11 protein-coding genes and 1 tRNA gene are annotated in these 14,970 nt (G+C 69.0%); 10 read left to right on the top strand and 2 right to left on the bottom strand.

From position 1 onward, the window contains the following. Nucleotides 1-312 precede the first annotated feature (312 nt). The 8 genes from dnaN to ACIRA5_RS41425 all read left to right on the top strand — a co-directional run bounded on the left by dnaN (nt 313) and on the right by ACIRA5_RS41425 (nt 10,305). Nucleotides 313-1,443, top strand: a complete 1,131-nt coding sequence (gene dnaN, locus ACIRA5_RS41460) for a DNA polymerase III subunit beta (RefSeq protein ID WP_403700106.1) — start codon at nt 313-315, stop codon at nt 1,441-1,443. 170 nt (nt 1,444-1,613) lie between these two features. Then, nucleotides 1,614-2,489, top strand: a complete 876-nt coding sequence (gene gnd, locus ACIRA5_RS41455) for a phosphogluconate dehydrogenase (NAD(+)-dependent, decarboxylating) (RefSeq protein WP_352051883.1) — start codon at nt 1,614-1,616, stop codon at nt 2,487-2,489. Between the two features lie 63 nt (nt 2,490-2,552). Further along, nucleotides 2,553-3,674, top strand: a complete 1,122-nt coding sequence (gene recF, locus ACIRA5_RS41450) for a DNA replication/repair protein RecF (RefSeq protein WP_382119527.1) — start codon at nt 2,553-2,555, stop codon at nt 3,672-3,674. After that, on the top strand, nt 3,671-4,258 hold the full coding sequence (locus ACIRA5_RS41445; protein ID WP_403700101.1) for a DUF721 domain-containing protein: 588 nt from the start codon (nt 3,671-3,673) through the stop codon (nt 4,256-4,258). The genes recF and ACIRA5_RS41445 overlap by 4 nt, the downstream gene beginning before the upstream one ends. A 341-nt stretch (nt 4,259-4,599) precedes the next feature. Further along, a complete protein-coding gene (gene gyrB, locus ACIRA5_RS41440; RefSeq protein ID WP_403700098.1) occupies nt 4,600-6,684 on the top strand; it encodes a DNA topoisomerase (ATP-hydrolyzing) subunit B in 2,085 nt (694 codons plus the stop codon). A gap of 42 nt (nt 6,685-6,726) precedes the next feature. Next, nucleotides 6,727-9,321 carry a DNA gyrase subunit A gene (gene gyrA, locus ACIRA5_RS41435; RefSeq protein WP_403700095.1) on the top strand — a complete coding sequence of 865 codons (2,595 nt, stop codon included), beginning with the start codon at nt 6,727-6,729 and terminating at the stop codon, nt 9,319-9,321. A gap of 18 nt (nt 9,322-9,339) precedes the next feature. Then, entirely contained in the window at nt 9,340-10,119 is a 780-nt protein-coding gene (locus tag ACIRA5_RS41430) for a DUF3566 domain-containing protein (protein ID WP_403700092.1), read from the top strand. A gap of 112 nt (nt 10,120-10,231) precedes the next feature. Continuing rightward, a tRNA-Ile gene (locus ACIRA5_RS41425) sits at nt 10,232-10,305 on the top strand. A 466-nt stretch (nt 10,306-10,771) separates the two neighbouring features. Here the strand turns inward: ACIRA5_RS41425 and ACIRA5_RS41420 are convergent. Beyond that, nucleotides 10,772-11,125: a DUF6344 domain-containing protein gene (locus ACIRA5_RS41420; protein WP_352051877.1), complete on the bottom strand. Its 354-nt coding sequence runs from the start codon at nt 11,123-11,125 to the stop codon at nt 10,772-10,774. 348 nt (nt 11,126-11,473) lie between these two features. Here ACIRA5_RS41420 and ACIRA5_RS41415 point away from each other — a divergent pair, with 348 nt between their 5' ends. Together ACIRA5_RS41415 and ACIRA5_RS41410 are read left to right on the top strand one after the other, a co-directional pair. Continuing rightward, entirely contained in the window at nt 11,474-11,602 is a 129-nt protein-coding gene (locus ACIRA5_RS41415) for a DLW-39 family protein (RefSeq protein ID WP_003999697.1), read from the top strand. A gap of 169 nt (nt 11,603-11,771) precedes the next feature. Continuing rightward, on the top strand, nt 11,772-13,172 hold the full coding sequence (locus ACIRA5_RS41410; RefSeq protein WP_403700087.1) for a hypothetical protein: 1,401 nt from the start codon (nt 11,772-11,774) through the stop codon (nt 13,170-13,172). 38 nt (nt 13,173-13,210) lie between these two features. Here the strand turns inward: ACIRA5_RS41410 and ACIRA5_RS41405 are convergent, their stop codons facing one another. After that, the gene (locus ACIRA5_RS41405; RefSeq protein WP_403700084.1) at nt 13,211-14,839 is read right to left on the bottom strand and encodes a protein kinase; all 1,629 of its coding nucleotides are present in this window, start codon (nt 14,837-14,839) and stop codon (nt 13,211-13,213) included. Nucleotides 14,840-14,970 lie beyond the last annotated feature (131 nt).

The following is a 14,970-nucleotide window of genomic DNA, read 5'->3' as shown; positions in this document are numbered from 1 at the left end:
CGCCCACAGGGTCAGTGGACAAAAAATCCCAGCTGACCTGCGAAAACGCGGTTATCCACGGTTTCCACAGGCCCTACTACTAAGACCAACTAGATAGAGGCTGGGAATCGTTTCGAAGACGGGGCTGTGCACAACTCGCTCTCGGAGGCTCTGGTGCCGCTCGGCACGACTTGACCCCGAGGGGCACCGACTGTCAGTGCGGTGCGTCAGACTGGTCCCCGGTGTCCTTCCCGCCACAGGGCTGAACGACACCGAGTCAGACGACGAAGGCCAGCAGGGCGAGAGCGCCGGCAACAGACGGAGGCGGCAACGGTGAAGATCCGGGTGGAACGCGACGTACTCGCGGAGGCAGTGGCCTGGGCGGCACGCAGCCTCCCGGCCCGTCCGCCGGCGCCTGTGCTCGCCGGCCTCCTTCTGAAGGCCGAGGAGGGCGCACTGAGCCTCTCCAGCTTCGACTACGAGGTCTCGGCACGCGTCTCCGTGGACGCGGAGATCGACGAGGAGGGCACGGTCCTCGTCTCCGGTCGTCTGCTCGCGGACATCTGCCGCGCCCTCCCCAACCGGCCGGTGGAGATTTCCACAGACGGTGTACGGGCGACCGTGGTCTGCGGATCCTCGCGATTCACACTCCACACCCTGCCTGTGGAGGAGTACCCCTCGCTGCCGCAGATGCCGTCCGCGACCGGCACCGTCCCCGGTGAGGTCTTCGCCTCGGCGGCCGCCCAGGTGGCCATCGCGGCGGGCCGTGACGACACGCTGCCGGTGCTCACCGGTGTGCGCATCGAGATCGAGGGCGACACGGTCACGCTGGCCTCCACCGACCGCTACCGCTTCGCGGTCCGCGAGTTCCTGTGGAAGCCGGAGAACCCCGAGGCGTCCGCGGTGGCCCTGGTGCCCGCCAAGACGCTCCTGGACACCGCCAAGGCCCTCACGAGCGGCGACAGCGTGATCCTGGCGCTGTCCGGCTCGGGCGCCGGCGAGGGCCTCATCGGCTTCGAGGGGGCGGGCCGACGCACGACCACCCGCCTGCTGGAGGGCGACCTGCCGAAGTACCGCTCGCTGTTCCCGACGGAGTTCAACTCCATCGCGGTGATCGAGACCGCCCCCTTCGTGGAGGCCGTCAAGCGTGTGGCCCTGGTCGCCGAGCGCAACACCCCGGTGCGTCTGAGCTTCGAGCAGGGCGTGCTGATCCTGGAGGCGGGCTCCAGCGACGACGCACAGGCTGTGGAAAGGGTCGACGCGCAGTTGGAGGGCGACGACGTCTCGATCGCCTTCAACCCGACGTTCCTGCTCGACGGCCTCAGCGCCATCGACTCGCCGGTGGCGCAGCTCTCCTTCACGACGTCCACGAAGCCCGCGCTGCTGAGCGGCAAGCCCGCGGTGGACGCCGAGGCGGACGAGGCCTACAAGTACCTGATCATGCCGGTGCGTCTGAGCGGCTGAGTGAGGTGAGCCCGCCGGACGGTCGCTCCGATCGGTCCGGCGGGCGCATCCGCAGGTGGGGCGAACACCTGAGCGGCTATGCCCACAGGTGTGCGTGAGCGTCCGGGTTTAGGCTCAGACACAGGTACGAAAGTGCCCTCACGCCACGTCGAAAACCTAAGGAACAACTGATGGAGCTCGGTCTCGTCGGCCTCGGCAAGATGGGCGGCAACATGCGCGAGCGGATCCGCCGCGCAGGCCACACCGTCATCGGATACGACCGCAACCCGGACCTCGCCGATGTCCACAGCCTGGAAGAGCTTGTGGGCAAGCTCAAGGGTCCGCGTGTGGTGTGGGTGATGGTCCCGGCCGGTGCCGCCACGCAGTCCACCGTCGACCAGCTCGGCGAGCTCCTGGAGCCCGGCGACGTCGTCGTGGACGGCGGCAACTCCCGCTGGACGGACGACGAGAAGCACGCGGAGGAACTGGCGGCCAAGGGCATCGGTTTCGTCGACTGCGGCGTCTCCGGCGGCGTCTGGGGCCTGGAGAACGGCTATGCGCTGATGTACGGCGGCGACGCCGAGAACATCGCCAAGGTGCAGCCGGTCTTCGAGGCACTCAAGCCGGAGGGCGACTTCGGCGCGGTGCACGCCGGCAAGGTCGGCGCGGGCCACTTCTCCAAGATGGTCCACAACGGCATCGAGTACGCCATGATGCAGGCCTACGCCGAGGGCTGGGAGCTCCTGGAGAAGGTCCACTCCGTCACCGACGTGCGCGAGGTCTTCCGCTCCTGGCAGGAAGGCACGGTCATCCGTTCCTGGCTGCTGGACCTGGCGGTGAACGCCCTGGACGAGGATGAGCACCTGGAGAAGCTGCGCGGCTACGCACAGGACTCCGGCGAGGGCCGCTGGACGGTGGAAGCCGCCATCGACCACGCGGTGCCGCTGCCCGCGATCACCGCGTCGCTGTTCGCGCGGTTCGCCTCGCGGCAGGAGGACTCGCCGCAGATGAAGATGGTCGCGGCGCTGCGCAACCAGTTCGGCGGCCACGCGGTCGAGACGAAGTAATCCACAGATCCACAGGCCGTGCGGCGGTGGATCCACAACCCTGGGGGAGGTCGGCGAACGACCATGCACGTCACGCATCTGTCGCTGGCCGACTTCCGCTCGTACGCCCGGGTCGAGGTCCCGCTCGACCCGGGCGTCACCGCGTTCGTGGGCCCCAACGGACAGGGCAAGACGAATCTGGTCGAGGCGGTCGGCTATCTCGCGACCCTCGGCAGCCACCGCGTCTCCTCCGACGCGCCGCTGGTGCGCATGGGCGCCGACCGGGCGATCATCCGGGCCAATGTCCGCCAGGGCGAGCGCCAGCAGCTCGTCGAGCTCGAACTGAATCCAGGCCGGGCCAACCGTGCCCGCATCAACAGGTCCTCGCAGGTCAGACCCCGTGATGTGCTCGGCATCGTGCGGACCGTGCTGTTCGCGCCCGAGGATCTCGCGCTGATCAAGGGCGACCCCGGTGAGCGGCGCCGCTTCCTGGACGAGCTGATCACCGCCCGCTCCCCGCGGATGGCGGGCGTCCGCTCCGACTACGAGCGGGTCCTCAAGCAGCGCAACACCCTCCTGAAGTCGGCCGCGCTGGCCCGCCGTCACGGCGGCCGCACCATGGACCTCTCCACGCTCGACGTGTGGGACCAGCACCTCGCGCGCGTGGGCGCCGAGCTGCTGGCCCAGCGGCTCGACCTGGTCGCCGCGATCCAGCCGCTGGCCGACAAGGCGTACGAGCAGCTGGCCCCCGGTGGCGGACCCGTCGCCCTGGAGTACAAGCCGTCCGCGCCCGGTGAGGCGCACACTCGCGAGGACCTGTACGAGCAGGTGATGGCGGCGCTCGCCGAGGTCCGCAAGCAGGAGATCGAGCGGGGCGTGACCCTCGTAGGACCCCATCGGGACGATGTGGTGCTCAAACTCGGTCAGCTGCCCGCCAAGGGATACGCCTCCCACGGCGAGTCGTGGTCGTACGCGCTGGCGTTGCGCCTGGCCTCGTACGACCTCCTGCGGGCCGAGGGCAATGAACCGGTGCTGGTCCTCGACGACGTCTTCGCCGAGCTGGACAGCCGCAGAAGAGAGCGCCTCGCCGAACTCGTCGCTCCCGGCGAGCAGGTCCTGGTGACGGCCGCGGTCGACGACGACGTACCGGACGTACTGACGGGGACGCGGTACGTCGTCTCCGAGGGCACGGTGGAGCGGGTATGACGGAGAACACACCCGGCGGTTCGGCCGCCTCCGAGGGAGCTCCGGAGACGGGCCCGGAAACGGCCTCCAAGAAGACCCCCGAGCACTCCGGTGTCGACCTCGCGCGCGTGGCGTTGCGCGCGGCGAAGGAGCAGGCACGCGCGCGGGGGGACGCGGCGCAGCAGAAGAAGCAGGCGCGGCGCGGCGGTCTGCGCTCCGGCGCGCGCGCCGACGGGCGTGATCCGATGGCGCTCGGCGCCGCGATCAACCGGCTGCTCACCGAGCGCGGCTGGGAGACCCCGGCCGCGGTGGGCGGTGTGATGGGCCGCTGGCAGCAGATCGTCGGCGAGGACCTGGCCAAGCACTGCGTCCCGCTGAAGTACGACGACGACCCTGCCGAGCGGGTGCTCACCGTGCAGTGCGACTCGACCGCCTGGGCCACCCAGTTGCGGCTGCTCGCCCCGCAGGTGGTCGCGCGGCTGAACCAGGACCTCGGGCACGGCACGGTGCGACTGATCAAGGTGCAGGGCCCCAATGGTCCCGCGCGCCGCTTCGGCCCTTTGCGCGCCCCTGGAAGCACGGGTCCCGGCGACACCTACGGGTGACACAGGCCACATCGACCGGCCCCCGCGCGGGAGTGCACGCGGTTGCGAACACCGACCTGACTCCGCGGTAGCCAAGGGTTGACACCCGGAAGCGCTGAGTGCCGCTGTAAGCCTCTTTGAGCCCGGGTGCACATATGGGGAGTCGGGAGAGACCGGTTCAGGGCGGCACATGCGGACTCAGGTACCGGCAAACCCCCATCACTGTCGGCGCTACCGGTAGACTGGAAGCTAATCCCGCCCCGCTTGCGGGGACCGTCCGGGAAAAGCTGAGCAACGCTGATCAAGGCTTACCAACGCAACGTGCCGCAGCCGCTCCGGCAACCCGCCGACGAGCTTGGCTTGTGCTGTGCCAGAAAGGGCGCTTCGTGGCCGATTCCGGCAACCCCAACGAGAACACCCCGTCCACCGACGCCGGCGACAACGCCGAGGCCACGACCTCGAACGGCGAGGTCACAGCCTCGTACGACGCCAGCGCCATCACCGTCCTCGAGGGTCTGGACGCGGTTCGCAAGCGACCCGGTATGTACATCGGCTCGACCGGCGAGCGCGGACTGCACCACCTCGTGTACGAGGTCGTCGACAACTCCGTCGACGAGGCGCTGGCCGGCCACGCGGACACGATCGACATCACGATCCTCGCCGACGGCGGCGTGCGTGTCGTGGACAACGGCCGCGGCATCCCCGTGGGCATCGTTCCCTCCGAAGGGAAGCCGGCCCTCGAGGTCGTGCTGACGGTCCTGCACGCGGGCGGTAAGTTCGGCGGCGGCGGCTATGCGGTCTCCGGTGGTCTGCACGGCGTCGGCGTCTCCGTCGTGAACGCCCTGTCGAGCAAGGTCTCCGTCGAGGTCAGGACCGACGGACGGCGCTGGACGCAGGACTACAAGATGGGCGTCCCGACCGCCCCTCTCGTCGAGCACGAGGCCACCGACGAGACCGGCACCTCGGTCACCTTCTGGGCCGACGGCGACATCTTCGAGACGACCGAGTACTCCTTCGAGACGCTCTCGCGGCGCTTCCAGGAGATGGCGTTCCTCAACAAGGGTTTGACGATCAAACTCACTGATGAGCGCGAGTCGGCGAAGGCCACAGCCGGTGCGGACGAGGCGGGTGCGGACGAGAAGGCCGAGGTCAAGACCGTCACGTATCACTACGAGGGCGGCATCGTCGACTTCGTGAAGTACCTCAACTCCCGCAAGGGAGACGTGGTGCACCCCACCGTCATCGATCTCGAGGCCGAGGACAAGGACAAGAGCCTGTCCCTCGAGGTCGCGATGCAGTGGAACAGCGGCTACAGCGAGGGCGTGTACTCCTTCGCCAACATCATCCACACCCACGAGGGCGGTACGCACGAGGAGGGCTTCCGTGCGGCGCTGACCTCGCTGATCAACAAGTACGCGCGCGACAAGAAGCTGCTGCGCGAGAAGGACGACAACCTCACCGGTGACGACATCCGCGAGGGTCTGACCGCGATCATCTCGGTCAAACTGAGCGAGCCGCAGTTCGAGGGCCAGACGAAGACCAAGCTGGGCAACACGGAGGCGAAGACCTTCGTCCAGAAGGCCGTCTACGAGCACCTCAACGACTGGCTGGACCGCAACCCGAACGAGGCCGCGGACATCGTCCGCAAGTCCATCCAGGCCGCCACCGCGCGCGTGGCGGCCCGCAAGGCCCGCGACCTCACCCGCCGCAAGGGCCTCCTGGAGACGGCGTCCCTGCCGGGCAAGCTGTCCGACTGCCAGTCGAACGACCCCACCAAGTGCGAGATCTTCATCGTCGAGGGTGACTCCGCCGGTGGCTCGGCCAAGTCCGGCCGCAACCCGCAGTACCAGGCGATCCTCCCGATCCGAGGCAAGATCCTCAACGTCGAGAAGGCGCGGATCGACAAGATCCTGCAGAACCAGGAGATCCAGGCGCTGATCTCGGCCTTCGGTACCGGAGTCCACGAGGACTTCGACATCGAGAAGCTCCGCTATCACAAGATCATCCTGATGGCGGACGCCGACGTCGACGGCCAGCACATCAACACCCTGCTGCTGACCTTCCTGTTCCGCTTCATGCGGCCGCTGGTCGAGGCCGGGCACGTGTTCCTGTCGCGCCCCCCGCTGTACAAGATCAAGTGGGGCCGGGACGACTTCGAGTACGCCTACTCGGACCGTGAGCGCGACGCGCTGATCGAGCTGGGCAAGCAGGCCGGCAAGCGCATCCGCGACGACTCGGTCCAGCGCTTCAAGGGCCTCGGCGAGATGAACGCCGAGGAGCTGCGGATCACGACCATGGACCAGGAGCACCGGGTCCTCGGCCAGGTCACGCTCGACGACGCCGCCCAGGCCGACGACCTGTTCTCGGTCCTCATGGGCGAGGACGTCGAGGCCCGCCGCGCGTTCATCCAGCGCAATGCCAAGGACGTCCGCTTCCTCGACATCTGAGTCGGTCTCAGCTGACCGCAGCAGAAAGGATCTTCACCAGCAATGGCCGACGAGAACACTCCGAGCACGCCTGAAGAAGGCGGCGAGATCACCCTGCGCGTCGAGCCCGTCGGGCTCGAGACGGAGATGCAGCGCTCGTATCTCGACTACGCGATGTCCGTCATCGTGTCGCGTGCGCTGCCCGACGTCCGGGACGGCCTCAAGCCCGTCCACCGCCGCGTCCTGTACGCCATGTACGACGGCGGCTACCGGCCCGAGAAGGGCTTCTACAAGTGCGCCCGCGTCGTCGGCGACGTCATGGGCACCTACCACCCGCACGGCGACTCCTCGATCTACGACGCGCTGGTCCGCCTCGCGCAGCCGTGGTCGATGCGGATGCCGCTGGTGGACTCCAACGGCAACTTCGGCTCTCCGGGCAACGACCCCGCGGCCGCCATGCGCTACACCGAGTGCAAGATGGCGCCGCTGTCCATGGAGATGGTCCGTGACATCGACGAGGAGACCGTCGACTTCACGGACAACTACGACGGCCGCAACCAGGAGCCGACGGTTCTGCCGGCCCGGTTCCCGAACCTGCTGATCAACGGCTCGGCGGGCATCGCGGTCGGCATGGCCACCAACATCCCGCCGCACAACCTCCGTGAGGTCGCGGCCGGCGCCCAGTGGTACCTCGAGAACCCCGAGGCCAGCCACGAGGAGCTGCTCGACGCCCTGATCGAGCGCATCAAGGGTCCCGATTTCCCGACCGGCGCCCTTGTCGTGGGCCGCAAGGGCATCGAGGAGGCGTACCGCACGGGCCGTGGCTCCATCACGATGCGCGCGGTCGTCGAGGTCGAGGAGATCCAGAACCGCCAGTGCCTGGTGGTCACGGAGCTCCCCTACCAGACCAACCCCGACAACCTCGCGCAGAAGATCGCCGACCTGGTGAAGGACGGCAAGGTCGGCGGCATCGCGGACGTCCGCGACGAGACCTCGTCCCGTACGGGCCAGCGGCTGGTCATCGTCCTGAAGCGCGACGCGGTCGCCAAGGTCGTCCTGAACAACCTCTACAAGCACACCGATCTGCAGTCGAACTTCGGCGCCAACATGCTGGCGCTGGTGGACGGCGTTCCGCGCACGCTGTCGCTCGACGCGTTCATCCGCCACTGGGTGACGCACCAGATCGAGGTCATCGTCCGTCGTACGCGCTTCAGGCTGCGCAAGGCCGAGGAACGCGCGCACATCCTGCGCGGTCTCCTGAAGGCTCTGGACGCCATCGACGAGGTCATCGCGCTGATCCGGCGCAGTGACACCGTCGAGATCGCGCGCGAGGGCCTGATGGGCCTCCTGGAGATCGACGAGATCCAGGCCAACGCCATCCTCGAGATGCAGCTGCGCCGACTGGCCGCCCTGGAGCGCCAGAAGATCATCCAGGAGCACGACGAGCTCCAGGCGAAGATCACCGAGTACAACGCGATCCTTGCCTCGCCGGAGCGCCAGCGCACCATCATCAGCGAGGAACTCGCGGCGATCGTCGAGAAGTTCGGCGAGGACCGTCGCTCCAAGCTGGTGCCCTTCGACGGTGACATGTCCATCGAGGACCTGATCGCCGAAGAGGACATCGTCGTCACCATCACGCGTGGCGGTTACATCAAGCGGACCAAGACCGAGGACTACCGCTCGCAGAAGCGGGGCGGCAAGGGCGTACGCGGCGCGAAGCTGAAGCAGGACGACATCGTCGACCACTTCTTCGTGTCGACCACGCACCACTGGCTGCTGTTCTTCACCAACAAGGGCCGCGTCTACCGCGCGAAGGCGTACGAGCTCCCGGACGCCGGACGTGACGCGCGTGGACAGCACGTCGCGAACCTGCTGGCCTTCCAGCCGGACGAGGCGATCGCCGAGATCCTCGCGATCCGTGACTACGAGGCGGTTCCTTATCTGGTGCTGGCCACCAAGGGCGGCCTCGTGAAGAAGACGCCTCTGAAGGATTACGATTCCCCGCGCTCCGGCGGTGTCATCGCGATCAATCTGCGCGAGACGGAGGACGGATCCGACGACGAACTGATCGGAGCCGAACTCGTATCGGCCGAGGATGATCTGCTGCTGATCAGTAAGAAGGCGCAGTCGATCAGGTTCACCGCCACGGACGACGCCCTGCGGCCCATGGGCCGTGCGACCTCGGGCGTCAAGGGGATGAGTTTCCGCGAGGGCGACGAGCTGCTCTCGATGAATGTTGTTCGACCCGGTACGTTCGTGTTCACTGCTACGGACGGCGGGTACGCGAAGCGGACCGCTGTTGACGAGTACCGCGTTCAGGGTCGTGGTGGCCTCGGTATCAAGGCTGCCAAGATCGTCGAGGACCGCGGGTCCCTCGTCGGCGCGCTGGTGGTCGAGGAGACGGACGAGATCCTCGCCATCACCCTGTCCGGCGGTGTGATTCGCACGCGAGTCAACGAGGTCAGGGAGACGGGCCGTGACACCATGGGTGTCCAACTGATCAACCTGGGCAAGCGCGATGCCGTGGTCGGCATCGCTCGTAACGCCGAGGCCGGTCGCGAGGCGGAGGAAGTCGACGGCGAGATCGCCGAGGACGAGACCGCCGAGGGCGTCGAGGCCGTCGGTACGGACGAGGGCGAGCAGTCCTCGCCCGAGTAGCGCGAGGAGTGAGTCATCGTGAGCGGAGCCACGGGCGCCGGATCGACCGGTACGGATACGGACGGCGGCCGTGGCTCCGCCGCGGAGGCGACTGACTCCCATGACTCTCATGGATCCCAGGGGGGAACTGTGACGGACACCCGAGGCCCGCAGGCCCAGCAGTACGCGGCCGGAGCGGGCCCGGCGGCGGCCGGTCCGGCAAAGACCAAGGCCGCGCCCGCTTCGGCGCCCCCACCGGGGGCTCCTTCGGCCGGTTCGCCCGCTTCGGCGGCCCCTGCCGGGGCCGCACCCGAGGCCGGCTCCGCGCTGCCGGGGGAGCGGCAGCCGCAGCAGCCCGCGCAGCCCTACCACCCGCCGCAGGCGTACCCGGCTCAGACGCCGTCCGGCGCCGTACGCCGGCCGCGGACCGGAGCGCGCACCGCGCCCCGTACCCGCAAGGCGCGGCTGCGGGTGGCCAAGACCGACCCCTGGTCGGTGATGAAGGTCAGTTTCCTGCTCTCCATCGCGCTCGGCATCTGCACGATCGTGGCGGCGGCGGTGCTGTGGATGGTCCTGGACGCGATGGGTGTCTTCTCGACGGTCGGCGGCACGATCTCCGAGGCGACGGGTTCGAACGAGTCGAACGGCTTCGACCTGCAGTCGTTCCTCTCCCTGCCGCACGTCCTGATGTTCACGTCGATCATCGCGGTCATCGACGTCGTGCTCGCCACGGCGCTCGCGACGCTCGGCTCGTTCATCTACAACCTCTCCGCGGGCTTCGTCGGCGGTATTGAACTGACCCTCGCCGAGGACGAGTAACAGCAGCTCGTCGGGCCCGGCCAGGAGGCCTGGGATACCGATTTTGGGACTGGCCGCGTCGTGCGCTAATCTTCAGAGGTCAGCGCGCGGGACACACACCGCAAAGCGCGGCGGGGCTATAGCTCAGTTGGTTAGAGCGCATCCCTGATAAGGATGAGGCCACAGGTTCAAATCCTGTTAGCCCCACCGACCAAAAACCCCCGGGTGATCACACCCGGGGGTTTTGGCGTATACGGCTGACATCAGTGTGGGCTGCGCGGAGTTCGGGGCGGCCGGTGGAGTTCGCCCGGTAGGTGAATCCGATCCCCGCAAAGGCAGGAGCCGGCGTCGACCCGGTCCAGGTGGGTGGTCTGCCCTGAGGCCAAGGACGGGTTCACGGCGAAGCGTGCCGGACCGTGCGCGTGCCGGGCTCGCCCAGCAGGCCCACGGTGTGGCCTGCCTGGTGGAGCCCGAACGTGGTCAGCCCGGCCAGGAGACAGTCCTGACGATGGTCGAGCGGCGCTGGTGTGCCGGACGGCGCGACGTTCCGGACATGGCGAAGGCCCGGCAGCTCTTTCGAGGTGCCGGGCGTTCGGATCTGTGGGTGCGGTGTACGCAAGTTCGCCGCTACGTCGGGGGAGAGGGACCGGGGGATGAGGCGGAGTCGCGCCGGTCAGCGCTGCAGGCGGGTCTCGGGCTCGGTGTGGGCCTCAGGGGCGCAGAGCGACGCGAGGTCGGCCGGGTCGGCCTCGGTGGCCTCGGTCGGCGGGCGGTGCCGGCAGCTCGGTGAGGAGCCGTGGGCCTCGGCGCGGATGCGTTGCTTCATCGTGGGGGGCAGGGCCCGGCTGTATGGACCGGACCAGGGAGAGATCGTCGGCACTGTCGCGGAGATCGTGCTGTTGCGCGTCGCTTCGGCCTGCGGTACGGCCGCGGCCGCGGTGGTCGTGATGAAACCGAGCGCCGTGCACAGCGCGACGAAGGCGGTGACGATGGCGGTCCACAGCTTCATGACCTTGTTCTGGGTCATGGCCCCTCACTTTCGGGTCAGGCGATTTGCGTACTTTCCTCATGATGTGTATGTGGGCCGCGAAGTGGTGGACCGACGCCCGTGGCGCGTCGATGTTCAGATCAACACCACTCGGATGGACGCAAGAGGTCAGAAAAGTGCCTGAAAGGTACGAGAAGGTGCAGAAGGTCACTGTGTGCAAGGTGTGATCACCCTGCGATACGACCGTGGCCGGAGCAGCGGGATCCGCTCCTACTGCTCTCCGCCGGGCGGCAGTTGGGGGCCGATGCAGGTCACCGATCGATATCGGGCGGTGTGTATAGTCGGGCGCCAGAGGTCCCCTACGTCAACGAAAGACGAGGTCGCGCGGTGAAGAAGCTTCTCCTGGTCGCACTGGCCGCCATCGGCGGGCTCCTCGTGTACCGCCAGATCCAGGCGGATCGCGCCGAGCAGGATCTGTGGACGGAGGCGACTGACTCCGTGCCCACGGGTTCGTGAGAATCGACACCAGTCTCAGATCAGACCCCGGCCGCCCTCGCGGTCGGGGTTTTGTATTGCCCCGACCCACTCTGGATTCGCTTAAGTGAACGAATCGATTGCGTAAGCGAAGGCGTCGGCCTTTGGGTGGGTCGTTTCGGCCGCTTGTACGGATAGCGGGGGTGGCTCCGTGACCGGCGGGGCAGGATGGGCCACGGTCCGGGGCGACGACGAGGGGTGGCGCGTGATGGGGCGGCGCACGGCATGGTGGCACGGCGGTCGGCCGCTCGCGATCGTGGCAACGGTCTTGTGCGCGACGGTGGCCCTGCCCGGGCGGGCCGCCATGGCAGCCGAGACCGGTACTCCGAAGCCGTACGTCTTCGCCCAGGACGCCACGACGGTCCAGGGCGCCACGGGCACCACGGACGCCGTACGGCTGGAGCCCGGTGGGACGTACCGCAGTTCCCTCGGCAAGGACGGCAAGCTCTACTACCGCCTGGAGCTCGACGCCACCTCCAACGCGTACATCGCCGCCACCGCCGTCCCCAGGCCGGGCGCCGAGGTCGCCTACTCAGACGGCGTCAAAGTCTCCGTACAGGACGGCAACAGTGGCAGTTGCTCCTCCGCCACGACCGCCCACTTCGGCGCCTCCCAGAGCCCCCACCCCATCGCCGCGTGGGCGTCGCGCGAGATCGGCCCCGGCAAGTACGCCTGCCAGACGGCCGGAACGTACTACGTGGTCGTCGAGCGCACCGCGGCACCCGTCTCCTCGGCCTCCCCGCCCTCCTCCCCCGACGCCTGGGACCTCGAACTGAGCTATGTCTCGGAACCCCGCTTGAAGAAGGCGGGTTCGACCAGTGCCCCCGAGACCTGGAACTCCGCCTCGCCCGAACCCCTCCAGGGGGACGCACGGCCACGCCGGGGCGGCGCGGGGTTCACCACGGCCGGTGCCCTCGAACAGGGAGTCTGGAAGGACGGGATCAGCCCCGGGCAGACGCTCTTCTACAAGGTGCCGGTCGACTGGGGACAGCAGTTCTACGCCACCGCCGAACTCGGCAGTTCGAGCGGCGGCGAGGGATTCATGGGCACGGCTCTCGTCCTGTCCCTCTACAACCCCGTGCGCGGACTCGTCACCGACGTGGGCGTGGGATACGACGGCAGCCAGCGGTCGGCCGCTCTGGATCCGCTGCCGCCCGTCGAGTACGACAACCGCTACGCCTTCAACGACCGGATCAGCGGCATGCGGTTCGCCGGTTCGTACTACCTCGTCGTACACCTCGCGGCGCAGGTCGCCGACAAGTTCGGCGACGGGCCGTTCGGACTGACCGTGCGCGTACGGGTGGACGGCGCCGCGCGGACCGGCCCGGCGTACGCGGGGCGCGCCGTACCGCAGGACGTGTTCGACGCCGCGACCGGTGACTCCGGGCCGGCCCCGGGTGGGATGGCGCCTGCCGGAAGCGGCGGTAGCGACGACGGCAGCACCATGAAGGTGGTCGCCGTGGGCGGAATCGGCACCGGGACCGTCCTGGTGCTGGCGCTCGGGGTGTGGACGGTGGCCGCGCGACGGCGGGCGACGCCGCGCGGCTGGTAGGCCTCATCAAGGGGGACAGGGCTTACGGGCGCCGCAGCTCAGATCTGGGTCAGCGCCCAGAAGCCCACCGCGAAACAGGCCAGCGCGAGGAGCAGCACCGGGACGGCCACCTTCGCGGGCGGTCCGGGGCGGGGCTGCGCGTGATGACGCGTCGCGGCGCTCGGATCCGCGGGCCGCACCAGGGAGGGCGGCTGCACGGGCGTGTGGTCGAACGGGAGGGCATCGGTGGGGGTCGGCACCGGCAGCACGACCGAGGTGGGGGGAGTGGGGGGCTGATCGTGCTGCCACAAGGACTGGGGCCGTGGCTGCGGCGGTGGCAGGTGGAAGCTGCCGGTGTCCGACATCGTGGACGGCTGCGGGGGCGTGGCGTCGGAGGCGGGGTGCGGTGGTACGGAACCGGGAGCGGGCTGCGGGGGTGTGGCGTCGGGGGCGGGGTGCGGCGGTACGGCGCCGGGCGCGGGCTCGTGTCGTACGGAGCTGGGGGCGGCCTCGTGCAGTACGCCGCCCGAGTCGGACGCAGGCCATACGCCCCCGGAGGAACGATCCGCCCACGCGGCCCCGGAGACGGGCTCCCGGGACAGCGCCCCGGAAGCGTGACGCCACGGCCCCGAGTCGTGGGGGCCGGAACCGGTGCCGGCACCGGAGGCAGCGCCGGAAGCCGGGCCAGACGGGGTGCTGAAGCTGGTGGCGGAGTCGGGGCCGGTCCCGGTCGCGGTGCCGGAGCCGGTGTCGGAGGCAGAGTTGGACCATGAAGCCGCGTTCTCCGTGGTGCGTGGCGCGGTCGCCCTGAGCGGTCCTTCCGGGCCGAACCCCGCAGGAAGCGGACCGAGTTGGTCGAAGACCTCGACCAGCTCGTCGTCGGGGCCGGGCTCGGGCAGCAGCTCGGTGGCGGAGGCCAGCGCCTTGCGTGCCCCGGTCGCGGTGCGGAACCGTGCGCGCGGGTCCGGCTGCAGCAGCGTGGCCACGACCTGCCACAGCGGCTCGGGGATGCTCTGAGGAGCGGCCGGTGTGCCGTTCTCCGCGAAGTACTCGATCAGGGCCTTGGCATCGGGTCTGGCCCCTTCGAGCAGGTAGAGGGCGACCAGCCCGACGGCGAACAGATCGGCGGGGAAGTCCGGCTCGGCGCCCATCATCTGCTCGGGAGCGAAGTAACCGGGGGTTCCCACCACGTAGTTGGTCTCGGTCAGCCGTGGCTCACCCAGTCGCATCGCGATGCCGAAATCGGACAGCCGCAGCCGTGGACGGGTGGTGCCGGTGGCTTCGAGCAGGATGTTGGCGGGCTTGATGTCGCGGTGCACGACGCCCTCCGCGTGGACCGCGGCGACTCCCGAGAGGAGTTGGTCGAGCAGGGTGCAGACGAACGACGGCGGCAGCGGGCCGTAGTCGTTGACCAGATGGACCAGGGAGCCCCCGGCCACCAGGTCCATGGTGAACAGGACCTTGTCGTCGTCGGCGGCCCAGCTGGCGGGCGCGAGCACATGTGGGTGATCGATCCGCAGCGCCTGCTCCCGCACGAAGCGCAGCAGCGCGTGTGCGTCGCTCTGCTGGAGCACCTTGGCGGCCACATAACGGCGCCGCCGCTGGTCCCAGGCGCGCCAGACCGCACCGACTCCCCCGTGGCCGATCGGATCGACCAGTTCGTAGCGTCCGGCGAAGACCTCACCCATGGTCGTGCGTCGCTCCCCTTCGGCGGTCGGTCCGGCGCAGGCCCCCCGTTGAGACGCCCGGCGGCCCGAGGTGCGGAGCCGGGCGGCGTCCTGAGCCCCCGGCGCCGGGTGTGCGGCTGCCGGGCCGCCGG

The sequence above is a fragment of the Streptomyces sp. NPDC096311 genome (assembly GCF_044763085.1).
Taxonomy (GTDB): Bacteria; Actinomycetota; Actinomycetes; order Streptomycetales; family Streptomycetaceae; genus Streptomyces.
Note: the sequence above shows the minus strand (reverse complement) of the source record. Positions and strands in the feature narration are given on the sequence as shown.

Excerpts from the sequence above, each read along its gene's own strand:
- ACIRA5_RS41420 (WP_352051877.1), bottom strand. The coding sequence starts at position 11,125 with ATGACCCAGAACAAGGTCATGAAGCTGTGGACCGCCATCGTCACCGCC.
- gnd (WP_352051883.1), top strand. The coding sequence starts at position 1,614 with ATGGAGCTCGGTCTCGTCGGCCTCGGCAAGATGGGCGGCAACATGCGC.
- gyrA (WP_403700095.1), top strand. The coding sequence starts at position 6,727 with ATGGCCGACGAGAACACTCCGAGCACGCCTGAAGAAGGCGGCGAGATC.
- ACIRA5_RS41445 (WP_403700101.1), top strand. The coding sequence starts at position 3,671 with ATGACGGAGAACACACCCGGCGGTTCGGCCGCCTCCGAGGGAGCTCCG.
- recF (WP_382119527.1), top strand. The coding sequence starts at position 2,553 with ATGCACGTCACGCATCTGTCGCTGGCCGACTTCCGCTCGTACGCCCGG.
- ACIRA5_RS41405 (WP_403700084.1), bottom strand. The coding sequence starts at position 14,839 with ATGGGTGAGGTCTTCGCCGGACGCTACGAACTGGTCGATCCGATCGGC.